Here is a 17,253-nt window from a genome sequence, read left to right as displayed (position 1 = left end):
GGCCTGGGGTTTCTATCAGGAAGGGGAGGCCTGCCGTGGCGGGGTGGCGGAAGAGGTCGGTGAAGGGGGAGGTGCCGATCATGCCGGTGCCTATGTTCTCGTGGCGGTCTCGGCCGGAGGCGCAGGGGTCCTTGGAGTCGTTGGCGTGGACCAGTTTCAGGCGGCCCTCGCCGACGGTGGACACCAGTGCGTCGATCGTTTCCTTGACGCCGCCGGGGGCGGCCAGGTCGTGGCCCGCGGCCCACGCGTGGCAGGTGTCGAAGCAGACCCCGAGCTTCGGGTGATGTTCCAGTCGCTCGAAGAACGGGCCCAGATGCTGGACCCTCGTGCACAGCATGTTGTTCTGGCCGGCCATGGTCTCCAGGAGGAGGTCGGGGCCGTCCTCGGGGATCTCTTCCAGCAGGGGGAGGACGTGCTCGTGGACCTGGGCCATGGCCTGGTCGTAGGGCTGGGTGACGGCGGAGCCGGTGTGGACCACCACGCCGCGGGCGCCGATGGCGCGGCCGCGGACCAGGGAGTGGCGGACGGTCGCGATCGACTTGGCGAGGGTCTCCTCGCTGGGGGAGCCGAAGTTGACCAGGTACGGGGCGTGCACGTAGACGGGGACGTCGGTGCGGGCGCGCAGCTTCTCGTCCTCCGCGGGCCTGCCCGCCGGGAGGGCCCAGCCGCGCGGGTTGGCCACGAACACCTGGATCGCCTCGGCGCCGATCTCGGCGGCGTACTTCAGGCCGCCGGTGGCCAGGCCGCCGGCCACGGGGACATGGGCCCCTACGGGGCTGCGAGGTGAGGTCATGACCGGTTCAGCCTATCCGGTCACGGCCCCCGGACGATGGTGACCGTGGAGCCGCGGGGAGCCTCGCCGCTGCTCGGGGACTGGAAGCGGACGATGTCGCCGCCGAAGCCCGTCACGTTGACCACGAAGCCGGAATCCTCCAGGGCCTTCTTCGCGTCGTTCACGCGGCGGTTGGTCATGTCCGGCACCGGGACGTTCTGCTCGCTGCCGTCGTCGCAGCCGAACTGGATCGGGCCCGCGTCGACGATGCAGTCGCGCTTGTTGACGACGATCGTGACCTCGTCCCCGCGGGAGACGCCCGTCCCCTCGGACGGGGTCTGCTCGATCACGGAGTTCGGTTCCTTGCCGTCGACCTTCCGTTTCTGCACCTTGACGTCCAGGCCCATCGAGCGCAGCTGGTTCGCGGCGGCGTCGCCGTTCTCGCCGACGAGGCCGGGCATGGACATGCCGGTGGAGACGACGACGGCGACCGGGTCGTCGGGGGACTGCTTCTTCCCCGCCACCGGGTCGGTGTCGATCACCTTGTCCTTGTCGACCGTCTGCGAGGGGGTGGTCTTCGTCTCTCCGACCGTGAAGCCCTCACCTTCGAGGATCCGCTTGGCCTCGGGGAGGGTCTTGCCCTTGACGTCCGGTACCTCGCGGGGGGTGATGCCCTTGGACGGCGTCAGCGTGACGGGCTCGCCCTCGGCGATGCGGGCGCCGGCGGGCGGGTCGGACTTGACGACGTCCCCCTTGTGGACGCGGTCGCTGTAGACGGCGCCGGCGGTCCGCACGTCCAGCCCGGCGCTCTCCAGCTGGTCGCGGGCGTCGTCGACGTTCATCCCGATGATCGAGTGCGGGATGTGCTCGTACTGCCCGGACGTCTGGTACCAGACGGCCCAGCCGAGGATGAGCGCCGCGATCAGGCCGATGGCGACCAGGACGTAGCGGCCGGTCAGCGCGCCGATGACGCGGTCGGACCTGGTGGGCTGCGGGTGCTCGGCGGCGCGCGGGTCCAGGACGGCGGTGTGGCCTTCGGCGGGCAGCACGCTGGTGGTGCCCCGGGACGACTCCTCGACGCGCCGGTCGAAGTCGCGGGGCAGGCCGCCGAGGACCTCGACGACCTCGGTCTGGTACTGGTTCGCGTCCACCGGGCGGAGTCCCGGGTCGTGGTTCGTCGCGTCGGTGACCAGGGCGTCCACCTGCTGCGGGATGCCGGGGACGACGCTGGACGGCGGCGGGACCGTCTCGTTCACGTGCTTGTAGGCGACGGCGAGCGGGGTGTCGCCGCCGTGCGGGAGGTGCCCGGTGATCAGCTCGAACAGCATGATGCCGGCGGCGTACACGTCGGAGCGGGCGTCGGCGTTGCCGGACATCACCTGCTCGGGGGACAGGTAGCCGACCGTCCCGATGATCACGCCGGTCTTGGTCATCTTGCTCGCGGTCTCGGCCCGGGCGAGGCCGAAGTCGGCGACCTTGACCTGGCCGTCCTCGGTGATCAGCACGTTCTCGGGCTTGACGTCGCGGTGCACGAGACCGGCCCGGTGGGCCGCGCCGAGCGCCGCCAGGACCGGCTGCATGATCTCCAGCGCGGCGCGGGGGCCGAGCCTGCCGAGCGAGGTCAGCGCGTCGCGCAGCGTCTGCCCGGCGACGTACTCCATCACCAGGAAGACGTGCTCGCCGTCGGTGCGCTGGTCGTAGACGGCGACCACGTTGGGGTGGGACAGCGCCGCGGCGGCCTTGGCCTCGCCGATGAAGCGGGCGACGAAGTCCTCGTCGGAGGCGAGCCCGGCGTGCATCACCTTGATCGCGACGATGCGGTCGAGCCTGATGTCGCGCGCGACGTAGACGGTGGCCATGCCGCCGCGCGCCACGCGGGACTCAATGCGGTAGCGCCCGTCGAGCACCTGCCCGACGAGCGGATCAGCAACCGTCGCGTCCATCGGTGCGAGTTTACGGGCGATTCGCCATCGATCTCATCAGTCCCGAGTATGAGCCTCGGCAAGGACGGAGCGTGACTGCTCCGGTTCCGGCTGGGCGCGCTGGGCCCGGCTGCGCGACACGGCCACGCCGGCGAGGCAGAGCAGGCCGCCGCCGAGGGTGACCAGACCGGGGATCTCGCCGAGGAGCAGCCACGACATCAGCACGACGATGGCCGGGACGGCGTAGGTGGTGGCGCCCATCTTCCCGGCGGACGTGCGGGCCAGTGCGTATCCCCAGGTGGTGAACGCGATGGCGGTGGGGAAGACGCCAAGGTAGATCATGTTGAGGGTCGCGCCGGTGGGGGCGACGGCGGCCTCGGAGACGAGCTGCCCGGAGAACGGCAGGCAGACGACCGCGCCGATGGCGCAGGCGAACGTGGTGAACTGCAGCGCCGAGGCGTGCCGGAGCGCGGGCTTCTGGCTGACGACGCCCGCCGCGTAGGTGACGGCGGCGACCACGCAGAGCAACACACCGAGGACGGAGGAACCGCCCTCGCCGGACATGGAGAGCCCGACGACGGCGGCGCCGGCGAACGACACGGCCATGCCCGCCATCAGCCGGGGCGGCAGCCCTTCCTTCAGCAGCCAGCCGCCGAGGAGCGCGATGAGGATGGGGCCGATGTTGACGACCAGTGCGGCGGTTCCCGCGTCGACGAGCTGCTCGCCCCAGTTGAGGGCCACCATGTAGGCGCCGAACCACAGGATGCCGGCGGTGACGATGCCCGGCCAGGCCCCCTTGGGCGGGAGGCCTTCGCGGCGGACGAGCCACAGCGCGCCCAGGACGACCGTCCCGGACAGGAGGCGGCCGAGGGCGAGGGCGCCGGGGCTGTACTCGGCGCCGGCGCTGCGGATGGAGACGAAGGCGGATGCCCAGAGCACCACCGTGACCGTGGCGGCGGCCACCGCGAGCTTGTCGACACCGGCCGTCCGGCTTTCCTGCTGCATGTCACGCACCTTAGGTATGGGACGTTTCCACGAACACCGAACGGATGCGCCGGGTTGCGGCGCGCCTTCCGGGGGGACGGCCCAAGTCTGCTGGCACGGACATTTCAGGTCCAGCGAGTATTTCTATAGCCGAACCTTTAGAACCGCTACGAGGTGGCGAGGCCTTCGAACGGTGAGGACGCCTGGGCGTAGCGGCGCTTCGGGATCCGCCCGGCCAGCCGCGCGAGCCGTCCGCCCTCGACCGCGTGCCGCATCGCGGCGGCCATCCGGGCGGGGGACCGGGCGCGGGTGACGGCGGTCGCCAGCAGCACCGCGTCGCAGCCCAGCTCCATGGCCAGGGCGGCGTCGGACGCGGTGCCGACCCCCGCGTCCAGGATGACCGGGACCCCCGCCCGCTCGACGATCAGCTCGATGTTGTGCGGGTTGCGGATGCCCAGACCCGACCCGATCGGGGAGCCGAGCGGCATCACGGCGACGCATCCGGCCTGCTCCAGGCGCCGCGCGAGGACAGGATCGTCGTTGGTGTACGGCAGCACGGCGAAGCCGTCGTCGACGAGCTGCTCGGCGGCCTCGACCAGCTCGATCGGGTCGGGCAGCAGCGTGTGCTCGTCCGCGATCACCTCGAGCTTGACCCAGTTCGTGCCGAGGGCCTCCCGGGCGAGCTTGGCGGTGAGGACCGCCTCGCCCGCGGTGAAGCAGCCCGCCGTGTTCGGCAGCACCCGGATCCCGCACTCGTTCAGGACGTCCAGCACCGAGCCGCGCGCCGACGGGTCCACCCGCCGCATCGCGACCGTGGTCAGCTCCGTCCCGGACGCGGTGAGCGCCTCCCGCAGCACGTGCATGCTGGGCGCGCCCCCGGTCCCCATGATCAGCCGGGACCCGAGCTCCGCGCCCGCGATGACCAGCCTGTCGCTATCCACGTCACCCTCCCTGTACGGCTGTCAGCACTTCGAGCCGGTCGGCGTCGCGCAGCGTCGTCGCCTCCCAGGCGGAGCGCCCGACGACCTCGTCGTTCAGCGCGGCCGCCACGCCGGCGCCCGCGGCGGTGACGGACGCGACCACTTCGGCCACGCTCGCGCCCTCGGGCAGCTCGCGCGGCTCACCATTGACGAACACCCGCATCAGTGCACCTCGGCGGAGAATCGGTCGGGGGAGAAGGGGCCGGCGACGCCGGGGACGGGCCCGTCCACCAGCATCGCCGACAGGATGGCGGCGCTCACCGGGGTGAGCAGGACGCCGTTGCGGAAGTGCCCGGTCCCGATGAACAGGCCGGGGAGCGCGGAACGGCCCAGCACGGGCGCGTTGTCGGGGGTGCAGGGCCGCAGGCCCGCCGTGACCTCGGCGAACTCCAGCTCGGTGATGCCGGGCAGCAGTTCCCGGGCGTCCCGCAGCAGCTCCCACAGGCCGCCGGCGGTAACGCGCGTGTCGAAGCCCAGCTCCTCCTGCGTGGCGCCGAGGACGATCTCGCCGTCCGCGCGCGGCACGAGGTAGACCGCGGAGCCCCTGACCAGCCCCCGCGTGGCGCGGCCCACGAACGGCGTCCGGGTGCGGAGCCGTATCACCTGGCCCTTCACGGGGCGGACGGGTGGAACGGTCCCCGGAGGCAGCCCCCCGAGGTCGCCCGACCACGGGCCGGCGGCCAGCAGCACGCGGTCGGCGCGGATCACCGTCCCGTCGTCCAGGCGCACCCCGGCCGCCGCGTCGTGCTCGACGGCGACGCCGGCGGCGCGGCGCCGGACGAGCCGGACGCCGGTCCGGTCCGCCGCGGCCAGCAGCGCCGCGGTCAGCCGGCGCGGGTCGATCGAGCCGTCCTCGGGGGCGAGCAGGCCGCCGCGGACGCCGGGGGCGAGCATCGGCTCCAGCCTCCGGCACTCCCGCCCGGTCAGCGCCTCGGCGGGGACGCCGAGGCTCTCCTGGAAGCGGCGCAGGTCGTCCAGGTACTTCAGGTCGTCGGAGTCGAAGGCGACCTGGATGATCCCGTCGGTGCGATAGCCGGTCTCCAGGCCGGTCAGGTCCTCGAGTTCGGCGACGAAGGCGGCGTAGCCGTCGCGGGAGGCGAGGCCGAGCCGCAGCAGCGGCTCCTCGCCGTAGGTGACCTCGCTGACGGGGGTGAGCATGCCCGCCGCCACCGCCGACGCGCCGCTCGCGGGCTCGGGATCGACCAGGGTGACGGCGGCGCCCGCCGCGGCGGTCCGCCAGGCGGTGGCCAGGCCGATGATCCCGGCCCCTATGATCGCGATCTCCACTGCGCTCCCTTCGCCGGCATGATCCGGATCAGGTCTGGCGGTCGGCGGCCCGTCCCAGCCGCCCTCTCAGCCCGGTCGTACCGGACTCCCGCGCTCTGTGCCGTTTTACGTGGTCTCCACTCTACGGCCTCGGTAAAGTGTTCAACTGTCTGGACAGGCGTCCAACGCCATTGGCCGCCCCGTTAGGGTGACCTCATGGAGAGGGTCATCGTCGTGGGTGGAGGCCTGGCCGGCGTGCGCGCCGCGGAGGCCCTGAGGAGCAAGGGGTACGAGGGCGCGCTGACCCTCGTCTCGGCCGAGCGGCACCTGCCGTACGACCGGCCGCCGCTGTCGAAGGCCGTCCTCAAGGGCGACTCCGACGACACCACGGTCGACGCGGACTGGGACGCCCTGCGCTGCGACCTGCTGCTCGGCGAGCGCGCCACCGGCCTGCGCCTGGGCGAGCCGGGCCGGGGCGGCGTCGTCGCCTCCACGGCGGGCGACCTTCCGTTCGACGGCCTGGTCATCGCGACCGGGGCCGTCCCGATCACGCTGCCGGGTGACGGGCGCCAGCACGTCCTGCGCACCATCGACGAGTCCCGCGAGCTGCGGTCGCGGCTCACCGAGGGCGCGCGGATCGTCATCGTCGGGGCGGGCTGGATCGGCGCCGAGGTGGCGACCACCGCCGCCGCCAAGGGCTGCGCCGTGACCGTCGTCGAGGCCGCCGACACCCCGCTGGCGGGAGCGATCGGCCCCGAGGTGGGCGCGCTCACCGCCCCCTGGTACGCGGAGGCCGGCGTCGAGTTGCGCACCGGGGTCAAGGTCGCGGAGGTGCGGGACGGCGGTCTCGTCCTGGCGGGCGGCGACCGGATCGACGCCGACGAGGTCGTCGTCGGCGTCGGCGTCCGCCCCGTCCTCGGCTGGCTGGAGGGCTCGGGGCTCCTGCTGGAGCGCGGGGTGGTCACCGACGCCTCGTTCCGCGCCTGCCGGAGCGAGGAGGGGTCCGGGTCCCCGCGGCCGGACGTCGTGGCGGTCGGCGACTGCGCCGCGTGGTGGTCGGGACGGTACGGGCGGCGGCTGCTCGTCGAGCACTGGGACACCGCCCTCAACGCCCCCGAGGTCGCCGCCGCGACCCTCCTGGGCGAGGAGGCCGCCTACGACGCCGCCCCGTACTTCTGGTCCGAGCAGTTCGGGCGCATGGTGCAGTACGCGGGCCACCACGCCGGGTCCGAGCGGATGATCCACCGCGGCGACCCGTCCGGCCGCAAGTGGGCGGTGGCGTGGCTGACCGGCGACCGCCTCGACGCGATGCTCACCGTCGACCGGCCCCGCGACCTGGTGCAGTCGCGGCGCGTCATCGCCGCCGGGACGCCCGTGGACCCGGACGCGATCGCCGACCCCGACGTGCCCGTCCGGCAGGCTGTTCGCCAATAGCGATCGGCCGGGACGTCGCGGCTGCGCAGGGGGTTTGACGGTTCCGAAGTAGTGGTAGCAAGGGGGCGTGACGCAGATGAACGCAACCGTTGACAGCGCACTCGACCCCCGGACCGACGCCCTCGCCGGCGAATGGCTCTCCCTCAGGGACGCCGCCGACAGGCTCGGGATCAAGCCCAGCCGGATCAAGCAGCTCATCAGCGAGCACAAGCTCCTGGCGGTCCGCCGGGACGGAAACCCCATGGTGCCCGCGGCCTTCATCAACGACGGCCACGTCATCAAGGGGCTGCCGGGCACGCTGACGCTCCTCTCGGACGCGGGCTACGACGACGTGGAGACGATCCGCTGGCTGTTCACCCCCGACGACACGCTGCCGGGGACGCCCGTGGACGCGCTCACCGAGAACCGGGGGACCGAGGTCCGCCGCCGCGCCCAGGCGCTGGCTTTCTAGGGCGCGGGCGCCTTCCAGGGCTCGCCTGCGGGGTGCGCCGCGCCTTCGCCGGATCCTGGGCGGACCCCAGGATCCGGTGAAGGCCGCGCGCGTGACACGATCGCGGGGTCGCGCGACGGGACGTGAACGCCGCGTGACCCCGCGATCCCCGCTGTGAAAGGACGAGCCCCGCCGTGTCCAGGCACCTCCCCTCCGAACGCGCCGTCGCCCTGCGCGCCCGGCTCAGCCGGTCCCGCCTGTACCTCTGCACGGACGCGCGGGAGGAGCAACGGGACCTGCCGGGCTTCCTGGACGCCGTCCTGGGCAACGGCGTCGACATCGTCCAGCTCCGCCAGAAGGGCCTGGAGGCCCGGCAGGAGATGGAGTACCTGGAGATCTTCCGGGCCGCCTGCGACCGGCACGGGGCGCTGCTCGCGGTCAACGACCGGGCCGACGTGGCGCACGCCGTCCGCGCCGACGTGCTGCACCTCGGCCAGGACGACCTGCCGGTCCCCGCCGCCCGCGAGATCGTCGGCGGCGACATGCTCATCGGCCGGTCGACCCACTCGGACGAGCAGGCCTCCGCGGCCGCCGCCGAGCCGGGCGTCGACTACTTCTGCGCGGGCCCGGTATGGCCGACCCCGACCAAGCCCGACCGTCCCGCCCCCGGCCCCGGGCTGCTCGAGTACGCCGCGGCGCAGGGCGCGGCACGGCCATGGTTCGCGATCGGCGGCATCGACCTCGGCAATCTCGGCGAGGTGACGGCGGCGGGCGCGGAGCGCGTCGTGGTCGTCCGGGCGATCACCGCGGCCGGCGACCCGGGCGCCGCCGCGGCGGAGTTCGCCCGCCGGCTGGCCGGCTGAACCCCGCCGGGGGCGATCCGGATCACGGTGGTCGCCGGCGGGTGCGGGACCCGGGCCCGATCACCGATAATGGGGATCATGAGCGTGGGACCCGACGACGACCGGCCGGTGGATCTCGGCGAGGAGCTGGAGATCCTGCCCGACCAGACCTCCGACGACACCGACACCGGCTGGGGCGAGTGGCGCGGCGACGATGACGACTCGCGCCTCCTGGAGGACCGCCCTCCGCACTGGTGACACCCGGCCGGCGCGGCCCGCCGCGGCTTCCCCGGGCGGGTCAAACAGCAGGGCCGGGTCAGAACAGCATGCCGAGCACGAACCCGGCGACCACCACGGCCGCGAGCGCGACCATCATCCGCCACCGGTAGCGCGGGATCCGGGTCGGCCGCGGTTTCGGCATCGGCCCCTGCCCTTCGCGTAGCGCCCGGACGACCTGCGGCGCGGTCGGCCGGGCGGCGGGGTTCTTGTCCAGGCAGCGGGCCGCGAGGTCGCGCAGCGGCCCCCGCATGTCGCCGAGGTCGGGCTCGCGGGACGTGACGCGCCGCATCACGGCCGCGCTCGGCCCGGTGCCGAACGGCGGGCGCCCGGTCGCCGCGAACACCACCGTGGCGCCCCAGGCGAACACGTCCGCGGGCCGCCCGACCGGCTCGTCCTCGATCTGCTCGGGCGCCATGTACGCGGGCGCCATGGACGCGGGCGCGCCGGCCGGTCCCGCGTCCGGAGCGGCGGCGCCGAAGCCGATGACCTTGGCGCCGTCCGGGCCGAGCAGCACGTTGCCGGGGTGGAGGCCGCGGTGGACCGTCCCGGCGCGGTGCTTCGCGGCCAGCGCCGCCGCCGTGCGCGCCGCCACCCTGCGGAGCCGCGGCGCGGGGAGCGGACCGCGCTCCTCGACGACGTGCTGGAGCGTCGGCGGCTCCGCGGACCCGCCGGCGTCGCGGGCGCCGTCGCCGGCCGCGTCGGTGTCCGGGCCGTGCGGCGTGCGCCGCGCGGGGGACGCCTTACCCGGGCGCGGGCGGGCGGCGTGCGCCTGGGCCGCGCGCCCGGTACGGGCGGCGGCGGGACGCGGGGGATGGGGGCTCGTCCTCCCGCGGGAGGTGTCGTGCGGCAAAGAACAACTCCGACTCGGCGGGGACGGACGAAGATTTCCTTATTTGTACCGCGTAACCGGGGTGTACGGCAGTGGAACCGTCATCTTTCCGGTCAGCCGCACGTTCCGAGCGTCCCCGTCTGGGCGATCGCCCGCGAGGAGGAGCCCACCATCACCTGGTAGCAGCCGCTCGCGACCTTCCACGCCTTCGCGCCTTCGTTCCAGTAGGCGAACGAGCGCGAGGACAACGGGAACGTCACCCTGGTGCTCTCGCCGGGTGCGAGCGTGACCTTGGTGTAGCCCTTGAGCTGCTTGGGCGGCTGCACGACGCTCCCGCCCGGCGACGGCATGCCGATGTAGAGCTGCGGGACGGCGGTGCCGGTCCGCTGACCCGTGTTCGTCACCGTCACCTGAACCGCCTCGGTGCCGGCGGCCATGTCGCTGTAACCGAACGTGGTGTAGGACAGCCCGTGCCCGAACGGGAAGCGCGGCGCGATCCCCTTCGAGTCGTAGTGCCGGTAGCCGACCATGACGCCCTCGGAGAACGTGACGGTCTTGTCCACGCCCGGGTACTGCGCGGGGTTCCCGGACGCCGGAGCGTCGCTCTCGTCGACCGGGAACGTCACCGGCAGCCGTCCGCCGGGGTCCACGTCCCCGTACAGGACGCGGGCCAGGGCGTTCCCGGCCTCCTGACCGGGATACCAGGCTTGGACGATGCCCTTCACCTGCCCGGCCCACGGCGTCAGCACGGGACCGCCCGTGTTGAGGACGACGATGGTGTTCGGGTTGGCCGCGGCGACCTCGGAGATGAGCCCGTCCTGGTCGCCGCGGAGCGGTTCACCGCACTCCAGCGTCAGGCACGACTTGTCGAAGAACTCGCCCTGGCTGTCGGTCGCGAACACGATCGCCACGTCGGCCTGGCGGGCCCGCTCGGCGGCGGCGCCGTGGTCGTCGCCGTTGTCGTGGGTGATCCGCGCGCCGGCCCCTGCGCGGCGCGCGAGCCCCTCCTGCGGGCTGACGGCGGTGAACGGGACGACCTGCGCCGAGCCGTGCCCGCTCGGGCTCTTCTGCGCGGCCCGCCCGATCAGCGCGATCGACTTCGGCGCCTTCAGCGGGAGGGCGCCGTCGTTCTTCAGCAGCGTGATCCCGGCCTCTTCGATCTTCCTGGCCGCGGTCTCGCTCGCCGTCCGGTCGATGCGGGTGAGGTCGTTCGGGTACGCATCCCGGTCGAATACCCCGGCCTTGAACATGGTCCGCAGGACGTTGGCGACGTGCCCGTCGATGGTCGCCTGCGTGACCTTCCCCTGCGCGACGGCCATCTTCAGCAGGAACGCGTTGTACCTCAGGCCGACCGGCAGTTCCATGTCGAGCCCGCCGTTGGCCGCCTCGGCGGCGTCCTTCGGGGCGAAGTGGTCGGAGGCCACCCAGCCCTTGAAGCCCCACTCCGAGCGCAGGATCTTGTTGAGGACGGCGTCGTCCTGGCAGGCCCACCGGCCGTTCAGCATGCCGAACCCGCACATGACGGTCGCGGCGCCGCCCTGCTTCACGGCGGCCTCGAACGGCGGCAGGTAGATCTCCCGCAGGGTGCGGGGGTCCACCTTCATGTTCAGTTCCAGCCGGTCGGTCTCCTGGGCGTAGACGGCCATGTGCTTGACCGCCGTCATCACGCCCTGCGACTGCGCCCCCTTGATCCAGGGCACCCCGAGGGTGGCCGACAGGTAGGGGTCCTCACCGAAGCCCTCGAACGTCCGGCCGTTGCGGGGGGTGCGCAGGACGTCCACCGTCGGCCCGAACACGACGTCGTTGCCGCGGTGCCTGGCCTCCCACGCCACCGTCCCGCCGTAGAGCTTCGCGGTCTCCCGGCTGAAGCCCGCCGCCAGCGCGATCGGCGCGGGCAGCGCGGTCGCCTTGCCCTGCCGGACGCCCGCCGGCCCGTCGGCCATGTAGACCGGCGGTATGCCGAGCCGCTCGATCCCGTTGTTGGTGTCGGCGTGCGCGGTCTCGAAGTACCCGCCGAGCGGGCCGCCGAAGATGTCGTCCGCCGCGAGCATCGCGATCTTCTCGTCGGCGGTCATCTCCGGCAGCAGCAGGCCGGTCCGCTGGTCCGGCGTCAGCGACGGGTCGCACCACGGCCGCTGTGCCGGGTCGCCGCACCGCCCCGTCTCCGCCCGCGCCTCGCCCGGAGCCGACACCGCCGCCAGCGCCAGCACGGACGCCAGCGCGCCCGCGACCGGCAGCCATCTCCCCACCCGCATACCCATGGCGACATTTCTGCCACCGATCGGTGGGAAAGTTCTAGCCCACCGGGGAAAATTGACCGGATTGTGTCATGTGAGACGTCACATGCTGCGCGTGGTGGCCGCCACCGCGAGTTCCGAGAGGGCCAGGCGGACCTCGTCGCCGATGGGCGCCGACCGCAGGACCCGCTCCGCCTCGGCCAGGTAGTGCTCGATCATCTCCTCGCAGGCGGCGAGGCCGCCGGTCTCCTCGATGATCGCGCGCAGCTCGCCCACCCCGGCGCGGTCCAGGTCGGGGTCGCCGAGGCGGCGCCGCAGCCTCGCGGCCTGCGCCGCGGACGCGCGTTCCAGGGTCAGGGCGACCAGGACGGTCCGCTTGCCCTCGCGCAGGTCGTCGCCCGCCGGCTTGCCGGTCTCGGCGGGATCGCCGAACACCCCGAGGACGTCGTCGCGGAGCTGGAAGGCGATGCCCAGCGGAAGGCCGTAGCCGGTGAGGGCGGCGGTCACGTCCGGGCGGGCGCCGGCGAGCGCCGCGCCGAGGTGCAGGGGCCGCTCGATCGTGTACTTGGCGGCCTTGTACTCCACCACCCGCAGCGCGGTGGCGACGGTCGCCTCGCCGCGCGTGCCCTCCAGCATGTCGAGGTACTGGCCGCACATGACCTCGGTGCGCATCAGGTCGTAGACCGCGCGGCCGCGCCGCCTGCGGTCGCCGTCCAGCCCGCACGTCTCGAACATCTCGCCCGACCAGGCCAGGCACAGGTCGCCGAGCAGGATCGCGGAACCCCCGCCGAACGCCTCCGCGTCACCCGGCCAGGACTGCGCGCGGTGCAGCGCCTCGAACCTGCGGTGGACGGACGGCTGGCCGCGGCGGGTGTCGCTGGAGTCCATGACGTCGTCGTGGATCAGCGCGCTCGCCTGCAGCAGCTCCAGGGACGCGGCGGCGGCCACGATGCCGGGGCCGTCCTCGCCGCCGGCGGCGCGCCACCCCCAGTAGCAGAACGCGGGACGCAGCCGCTTGCCGCCTCCCAGCAGGGCGTCCAGGGCGGACAGCATGGGTGTGAGGTCGTCACTGATGGTCAGCAGGGCCGGGCGCTGCCGGTCGACGAAGGCCAGGAGCGCCTCGTCGACCTCCTTGCGGATGCGGCTGGTCGACATGCCCGAGATCGTATCCACGTGGGCGGATTCAACCGTCCACCAGAAACGTGAGAAGTCAGTAGAACTTCGGGAACGTGGACATAACGCCCGCGAGCTGTGCCGAGCATCACCCTTATCGGCGGGCGCGAGGCCTTCTGTAGGCTTGTGGAATGCGACGCCTGCGCCCAAACCGACCCCCGACCGTCCGAGACCTCCTGGCCTCCGGCGGCAGGTCCTTCTCGTTCGAGTTCTTCCCGCCCAAGACCGACAAAGGCGCGCGGAACCTCTGGCGCACCATCCGGGAGCTGGAGTCCCTGCAGCCGACGTTCGTCTCGGTGACCTACGGAGCCGGCGGCGGCACCCGCGACAAGACCGTCGACATCGTCGAGCACATCGCCACCGACACCACCCTCACCCCGGTCGCCCACTTCACCGCCGTCGACCACTCCGAGGCCGAGCTGCGGAACCTGATCGGCCGGTTCGCCGCCGCCGGCGTCCGCAACATCATCGCCCTGCGCGGCGACCCGCCCGGCGACCCGATGGCGGAGTGGGTCAAGCACCCCGAAGGCGTCGAGTACGCCTCCGACCTCGTCCGCATGATCCGCTCCTACGGCGACTTCTGCGTCGGCGTGGCGGCCTTCCCCTACAAGCACCCGCGTTCGCCCGACGTCGAGACCGACACACGGTTCTTCATCGAGAAGTGCCGCGCCGGCGCCGACTACGCGATCACGCAGATGTTCTTCCGCGCCGAGGACTACTTCCGGCTGCGCGACCGCGTCGAGGCCGCCGGCTGCGACACGCCGATCCTGCCCGGCATCATGCCGGTCACCCAGATGAGCACGATCGAGCGTTCCGAGCAGCTGTCCGGCGCGCCGTTCCCGCCCGAGGTCAGGGCCCGGTTCGAGGCGGTCGCCCACGACCCCGAGGCGGTGCGCCGCCTCGGCATCGAGCACGCCGCCGAGCTGTGCCAGGACCTGCTGGACCAGGACGCGCCCGGCATCCACTTCATCACCTTCAACAAGTCGACGGCGACGCGCGAGGTCTACGGCCTGCTGGACGCGGGCGCGTACGCCGCCAGCGGCAGCGCCCCGCCCATCACCGCGTAGCGGGGACCACCGCCGGGGAACTCGAAATCGGTCAGCAGATCGATCATGCCGACCGAGCGGTAGAGGGAGCGGGCCGGAGTGTCCGGCCGGCTGTCCAGCGTCGACAGCACGACGGTCCGCTCCCCCCGCCCCCCGCACAGCGCGCTCAGCAGGCCCCGGCCGAGGCCCCTGCCCTGGAAGTCCGGACGGACGTGAAGCTCCGCCACCTCGAACGCGTCGTCCAGCCACGACTCGGCGTGCTCAGGGCCCTCCCGGTCGCTGAGCGCCTGGAACACGACGTCATGCCACCACTGGCCGCGCGCCCCGTGGAACCCGTACGCGAAGCCCTGGACGGAACCCGTCAGGATGGGCAGCGCAGGGCGTCCCTCGGCCACGAACGCCCGGAACCCCGGATACGACGCGTGCCGCTCCATGATGGTGTGGCGGCCCGGGAGCTGCTCGTTCGGCGGTTCCATCGCGGACGCGTACACGTCCAGCATGGGGTCGAGCCTGCGTAGGAAGGCGTGTTCGTCGATCTCGCGCAGCTTCGGGTCCCTCACGCGACAGAGACTAGACCCGCGGGCCGGTCCGCCGCCCGTGTCACCGGCCGTCGAGCACCTTGCGCACCGACGCGTCGTCGCGCGCCACCACGGCGGTCTCGCCGGTCAGGACGATCGGCCGCTGGATCAGCGCCGGGTTCTCCACCATGACCCCGATCCACCGGGCCCGGTCGCGTTCGAGGTCCTTCAGCCCGAGCTCCTTGGCGACGGGCTCGTTCAGGCGCGCGACGTCCCACGGCTCCGCGCCGATCCGGGTGAGCACCGCGTCGAGTTCCTCCGCCGTGGGCGGCTCGTCCAGGTAGCGGCGCTCGGTGTACTCCACGCCCGCCTCGTCCAGCGCGGCCTTCGCGGCACGGCTCTTCGAGCAGCGCGGGTTGTGCCAGAGCTCGGTGTCGCTCATTTCCCGTCACTCCACTTCCGCCGGGGTGCCCCCGGTGATCCTCAGCAGTTCCTCGTACGACGTGGGGAAGACGGTGTGCGGATGCCCGCCGGCCGCCCAGACCTGGTCGTACCCGTCCAGCCAGACGTCCACGAGCGTCCGGATCGGCGCGGGGTGGCCCAGCGGCGCGACGCCCCCGATCGGCTGCCCCGTCGACTCCCGCACGAACTCCGGCGACGCCCGCTTCACCTTCGCCGCCCCCACCAGGGACGCTATCTTCCCCGTGTCGACGCGGTGCGCGCCGCTCGTCAGCACCAGCAGCGGCGCCCCGTCGGCGTCGAAAAGCAGGCTGTTGGCGATCGCCCCGACCTCGCAGCCCAGCTGCGCCGCGGCGGCCTGCGCCGTCGGCGCGGAGTCGGGCAGTTCCACGATGACCCCGGTCGCGCCCTGGTCGAGCAGAGCCTTCGCGACCCGTTCGGCATTCGCATGCATGGGAAGCACTTTAAGCTCGCCGCATGCGAGGGAGACCGATCGGCACGGAAAAGCTCGCGGCCCTTCTGGCCGCCGCCGTCCTCCTGGCGGGATGCAGCGGAACGGACGAGGCGGCGTCTCCGCCGGCGGAGAGCTCACCGTCCGCGAAACCGGCGACGTCCACGCCTACCCCCACGCCCACGCACCGCAAGCTGAAACCGGGTGCGAAGGGCTTCGACGTCAAGGAACTCCAGCGTCGCCTGAAGGCCCTGAACTACGACCCGGGCAAGCTGGACGGGAAGTACGGGCCGTCGACCGAGATGGCCGTGTGGGCGTTCCAGGCCGTCAACCGCATGAAGCGGAAGGGCACCCTCGGCAAGTCGTTCTGGGAGGCCCTGGCCGATCCCGAGGAGCCGCGCCCGATGGCCAAGAAGCGCGAGAAGAACCGCGTGGACGTCGACCTGAAGCGCCAGTACCTCGTCCTCTACAAGGACGGTGAGCCGCGTCTCATCACGCACGTCTCGTCGGGCTCGGGGGAGTACTACTGCGCCAAGGACCGCGGGGCCACCGTGCCCCGGTGCCGCTACGCGAGCACCGGCACGGGCGACTTCCGGACGGGACGCCGCTTCTCCGGCTGGGAGACCTCACCCCTGGGACGGCTCTACAACCCGATCTACTTCAACGGCGGCATCGCCTTCCACGGCGCCCTGAGCGTGCCCAAGCACCCGGCCTCGCACGGCTGCGTCCGGATGCCGATGCACATCGCCGAGTACTTCCCGGACCTCCTCGGGACGAACGTCCCCGTGCACGTCAGACGGCCTCGGTAGGCCTCGCGGCGGAACTGTCGTACCCCGCTGTTCTACTGCCTGCATGCCCGCTGACCTGCGGGATACGACACGCGTTCGAACACGTTGACGAATCGCCGCCAGGGCGGTTTACTGTCAAGTGCGTCGAACTTATGTTCGACGTGGTGCGGGACTCGCGGCCCGCGCCAGGGCGACGTCCCCGCCGTTCGCGGTGTTTCGGCGGGACGGACGGCCGGGCGGAGTGAGGGGAAGCTCTCCGCCCGGCCGGCCCGAGCCCCGGAAGGAGGCAGAAATGTCCGGAACGATGACCGCACGCGGAGTCCACTCCGCCGCCCAGTCCGTCCCGCCGCCGAGCCCGCGCCACCGTCCGATGCCCGCGCCCCGGCCGGCGCACACGGCCGCCGGCCAGCTGCACGCCGCCCGCATGGGCCTGGCCGAGGCCGCCGAGGCGACCTCGCCCGCCGTCCGCTACGTCTGCGCCCACCTGGCCGCGCTGCGCGCGGCCGCCGCGGTGCTGGCGTCCAAGGAGCCCCTGGAGACCCACCGCCGCGGCCGTCCCCGCAGCGTCTGGGTCCTGCTGCCCGAGGCCGAGCCCGCGCTGCGCGAGTGGGCCGCCTTCTTCGCCGCCGGCGCCGACAAGCGCGCCGCCGCCGAGGCGGGCCTGCCGCGCGCCGTCACGCCCCGCGACGCGGAGGAACTCCTCCACGACGCCGAGGTCTTCGTCACCCTCGTCGAGGACACGCTAGGCGTGGCAGGCCAGCCCACCCTCCCCGTCACCTGAGCCACCCGAACCACTCCGCGGGCCGCCCTCCCTCCCCGGGACCGGCCCACGCCGGAGGGCCC

19 protein-coding genes and 1 riboswitch are annotated in these 17,253 nt (G+C 72.9%); of the genes, 7 read left to right on the top strand and 12 right to left on the bottom strand.

Translation table 11 applies throughout. The annotated features are described in order from the left end of the window. The 6 genes from E1285_RS34625 to thiO all read right to left on the bottom strand — a co-directional run. The coding region (locus E1285_RS34625; RefSeq protein ID WP_132158802.1) for a deoxyribonuclease IV at positions 1–793 on the bottom strand (793 nt) is incomplete at its 3' end. 20 nt (positions 794–813) lie between these two features. Further along, positions 814–2,715, bottom strand: coding sequence for a Stk1 family PASTA domain-containing Ser/Thr kinase (pknB, locus tag E1285_RS34620; protein ID WP_132158801.1), 1,902 nt, complete (start codon positions 2,713–2,715; stop codon positions 814–816). Between the two features lie 36 nt (positions 2,716–2,751). Then, on the bottom strand, positions 2,752–3,699 hold the full coding sequence (locus tag E1285_RS34615) for a DMT family transporter (protein ID WP_132158800.1): 948 nt from the start codon (positions 3,697–3,699) through the stop codon (positions 2,752–2,754). Positions 3,700–3,845: 146 nt separating this feature from the next. Then, a complete protein-coding gene (locus E1285_RS34610; protein WP_132158799.1) occupies positions 3,846–4,619 on the bottom strand; it encodes a thiazole synthase in 774 nt (257 codons plus the stop codon). Between the two features lies 1 nt (position 4,620). Further along, positions 4,621–4,821, bottom strand: coding sequence for a sulfur carrier protein ThiS (gene thiS, locus E1285_RS34605; protein ID WP_132158798.1), 201 nt, complete (start codon positions 4,819–4,821; stop codon positions 4,621–4,623). Further along, positions 4,821–5,945 carry a glycine oxidase ThiO gene (gene thiO, locus E1285_RS34600; RefSeq protein ID WP_132158797.1) on the bottom strand — a complete coding sequence of 375 codons (1,125 nt, stop codon included), beginning with the start codon at positions 5,943–5,945 and terminating at the stop codon, positions 4,821–4,823. The genes thiS and thiO overlap by 1 nt, the downstream gene beginning before the upstream one ends. Then, positions 5,934–6,047: riboswitch (TPP riboswitch) on the bottom strand. It overlaps the preceding gene by 12 nt. A gap of 93 nt (positions 6,048–6,140) precedes the next feature. On the opposite strand from thiO, the gene E1285_RS34595 reads away from it, so the two are divergent. The 4 genes from E1285_RS34595 (at position 6,141) to E1285_RS45915 (ending at position 8,888) form a co-directional block, all read left to right on the top strand. Beyond that, a complete protein-coding gene (locus E1285_RS34595; RefSeq protein ID WP_132158796.1) occupies positions 6,141–7,358 on the top strand; it encodes an FAD-dependent oxidoreductase in 1,218 nt (405 codons plus the stop codon). 76 nt (positions 7,359–7,434) lie between these two features. Continuing rightward, complete coding sequence (locus E1285_RS34590) at positions 7,435–7,809, top strand: DNA-binding protein (RefSeq protein WP_132158795.1); 375 nt, start codon at positions 7,435–7,437, stop codon at positions 7,807–7,809. Positions 7,810–7,982: 173 nt separating this feature from the next. Next, complete coding sequence (gene thiE, locus E1285_RS34585; RefSeq protein WP_132158794.1) at positions 7,983–8,651, top strand: thiamine phosphate synthase; 669 nt, start codon at positions 7,983–7,985, stop codon at positions 8,649–8,651. A 78-nt stretch (positions 8,652–8,729) separates the two neighbouring features. Continuing rightward, positions 8,730–8,888: a hypothetical protein gene (locus tag E1285_RS45915; protein ID WP_165966879.1), complete on the top strand. Its 159-nt coding sequence runs from the start codon at positions 8,730–8,732 to the stop codon at positions 8,886–8,888. 58 nt (positions 8,889–8,946) lie between these two features. Here E1285_RS45915 and E1285_RS34580 read toward each other — a convergent pair whose 3' ends face one another. From E1285_RS34580 to E1285_RS34570, 3 genes are all read right to left on the bottom strand, one after another. Further along, positions 8,947–9,759 carry a protein kinase gene (locus E1285_RS34580; RefSeq protein WP_132158793.1) on the bottom strand — a complete coding sequence of 271 codons (813 nt, stop codon included), beginning with the start codon at positions 9,757–9,759 and terminating at the stop codon, positions 8,947–8,949. A 92-nt stretch (positions 9,760–9,851) separates the two neighbouring features. Continuing rightward, entirely contained in the window at positions 9,852–11,999 is a 2,148-nt protein-coding gene (locus E1285_RS34575) for a glycoside hydrolase family 3 C-terminal domain-containing protein (RefSeq protein WP_243723251.1), read from the bottom strand. A 78-nt stretch (positions 12,000–12,077) separates the two neighbouring features. Next, entirely contained in the window at positions 12,078–13,130 is a 1,053-nt protein-coding gene (locus tag E1285_RS34570; protein ID WP_132158792.1) for a polyprenyl synthetase family protein, read from the bottom strand. 149 nt (positions 13,131–13,279) lie between these two features. Here E1285_RS34570 and metF point away from each other — a divergent pair, with 149 nt between their 5' ends. Further along, the gene (gene metF, locus E1285_RS34565) at positions 13,280–14,215 is read left to right on the top strand and encodes a methylenetetrahydrofolate reductase [NAD(P)H] (RefSeq protein ID WP_132158791.1); all 936 of its coding nucleotides are present in this window, start codon (positions 13,280–13,282) and stop codon (positions 14,213–14,215) included. Here the strand turns inward: metF and E1285_RS34560 are convergent. From E1285_RS34560 to E1285_RS34550, 3 genes are read right to left on the bottom strand one after another with little or no spacing between them, the layout of a single operon-like run. Beyond that, positions 14,152–14,754, bottom strand: coding sequence for a GNAT family N-acetyltransferase (locus E1285_RS34560; RefSeq protein WP_132158790.1), 603 nt, complete (start codon positions 14,752–14,754; stop codon positions 14,152–14,154). The two genes, metF and E1285_RS34560, sit on opposite strands and share 64 nt — an antisense overlap. A 40-nt stretch (positions 14,755–14,794) precedes the next feature. Beyond that, on the bottom strand, positions 14,795–15,154 hold the full coding sequence (locus E1285_RS34555; RefSeq protein WP_132158789.1) for an arsenate reductase family protein: 360 nt from the start codon (positions 15,152–15,154) through the stop codon (positions 14,795–14,797). 6 nt (positions 15,155–15,160) lie between these two features. Then, entirely contained in the window at positions 15,161–15,625 is a 465-nt protein-coding gene (locus E1285_RS34550; protein ID WP_132158788.1) for a YbaK/EbsC family protein, read from the bottom strand. A gap of 23 nt (positions 15,626–15,648) precedes the next feature. On the opposite strand from E1285_RS34550, the gene E1285_RS34545 reads away from it, so the two are divergent. Together E1285_RS34545 and E1285_RS34540 are read left to right on the top strand one after the other, a co-directional pair. After that, entirely contained in the window at positions 15,649–16,431 is a 783-nt protein-coding gene (locus tag E1285_RS34545; protein WP_132158787.1) for a L,D-transpeptidase family protein, read from the top strand. Positions 16,432–16,702: 271 nt separating this feature from the next. Further along, the gene (locus E1285_RS34540; RefSeq protein ID WP_132158786.1) at positions 16,703–17,191 is read left to right on the top strand and encodes an SAV_6107 family HEPN domain-containing protein; all 489 of its coding nucleotides are present in this window, start codon (positions 16,703–16,705) and stop codon (positions 17,189–17,191) included. Positions 17,192–17,253 lie beyond the last annotated feature (62 nt).

The sequence above is a fragment of the Actinomadura sp. 7K507 genome (genome assembly GCF_004348425.1).
GTDB lineage: Bacteria > Actinomycetota > Actinomycetes > Streptosporangiales > Streptosporangiaceae > Spirillospora.
The sequence above is the reverse complement of the archived record's forward strand: the minus strand, read 5'-3'. Positions and strand labels throughout refer to the sequence as shown.

What these genes read in the sequence shown, in the direction of transcription:
- E1285_RS34575 (WP_243723251.1), bottom strand. Translation starts at nt 11,999, where the DNA reads ATGGGTATGCGGGTGGGGAGATGGCTGCCGGTCGCGGGCGCGCTGGCG.
- thiS (WP_132158798.1), bottom strand. Translation starts at nt 4,821, where the DNA reads ATGCGGGTGTTCGTCAATGGTGAGCCGCGCGAGCTGCCCGAGGGCGCG.
- E1285_RS34545 (WP_132158787.1), top strand. Translation starts at nt 15,649, where the DNA reads ATGCGAGGGAGACCGATCGGCACGGAAAAGCTCGCGGCCCTTCTGGCC.
- E1285_RS34550 (WP_132158788.1), bottom strand. Translation starts at nt 15,625, where the DNA reads ATGCATGCGAATGCCGAACGGGTCGCGAAGGCTCTGCTCGACCAGGGC.
- E1285_RS45915 (WP_165966879.1), top strand. Translation starts at nt 8,730, where the DNA reads ATGAGCGTGGGACCCGACGACGACCGGCCGGTGGATCTCGGCGAGGAG.
- E1285_RS34590 (WP_132158795.1), top strand. Translation starts at nt 7,435, where the DNA reads ATGAACGCAACCGTTGACAGCGCACTCGACCCCCGGACCGACGCCCTC.
- E1285_RS34570 (WP_132158792.1), bottom strand. Translation starts at nt 13,130, where the DNA reads ATGTCGACCAGCCGCATCCGCAAGGAGGTCGACGAGGCGCTCCTGGCC.
- E1285_RS34555 (WP_132158789.1), bottom strand. Translation starts at nt 15,154, where the DNA reads ATGAGCGACACCGAGCTCTGGCACAACCCGCGCTGCTCGAAGAGCCGT.
- E1285_RS34595 (WP_132158796.1), top strand. Translation starts at nt 6,141, where the DNA reads ATGGAGAGGGTCATCGTCGTGGGTGGAGGCCTGGCCGGCGTGCGCGCC.
- pknB (WP_132158801.1), bottom strand. Translation starts at nt 2,715, where the DNA reads ATGGACGCGACGGTTGCTGATCCGCTCGTCGGGCAGGTGCTCGACGGG.
- metF (WP_132158791.1), top strand. Translation starts at nt 13,280, where the DNA reads ATGCGACGCCTGCGCCCAAACCGACCCCCGACCGTCCGAGACCTCCTG.
- E1285_RS34540 (WP_132158786.1), top strand. Translation starts at nt 16,703, where the DNA reads ATGTCCGGAACGATGACCGCACGCGGAGTCCACTCCGCCGCCCAGTCC.
- E1285_RS34615 (WP_132158800.1), bottom strand. Translation starts at nt 3,699, where the DNA reads ATGCAGCAGGAAAGCCGGACGGCCGGTGTCGACAAGCTCGCGGTGGCC.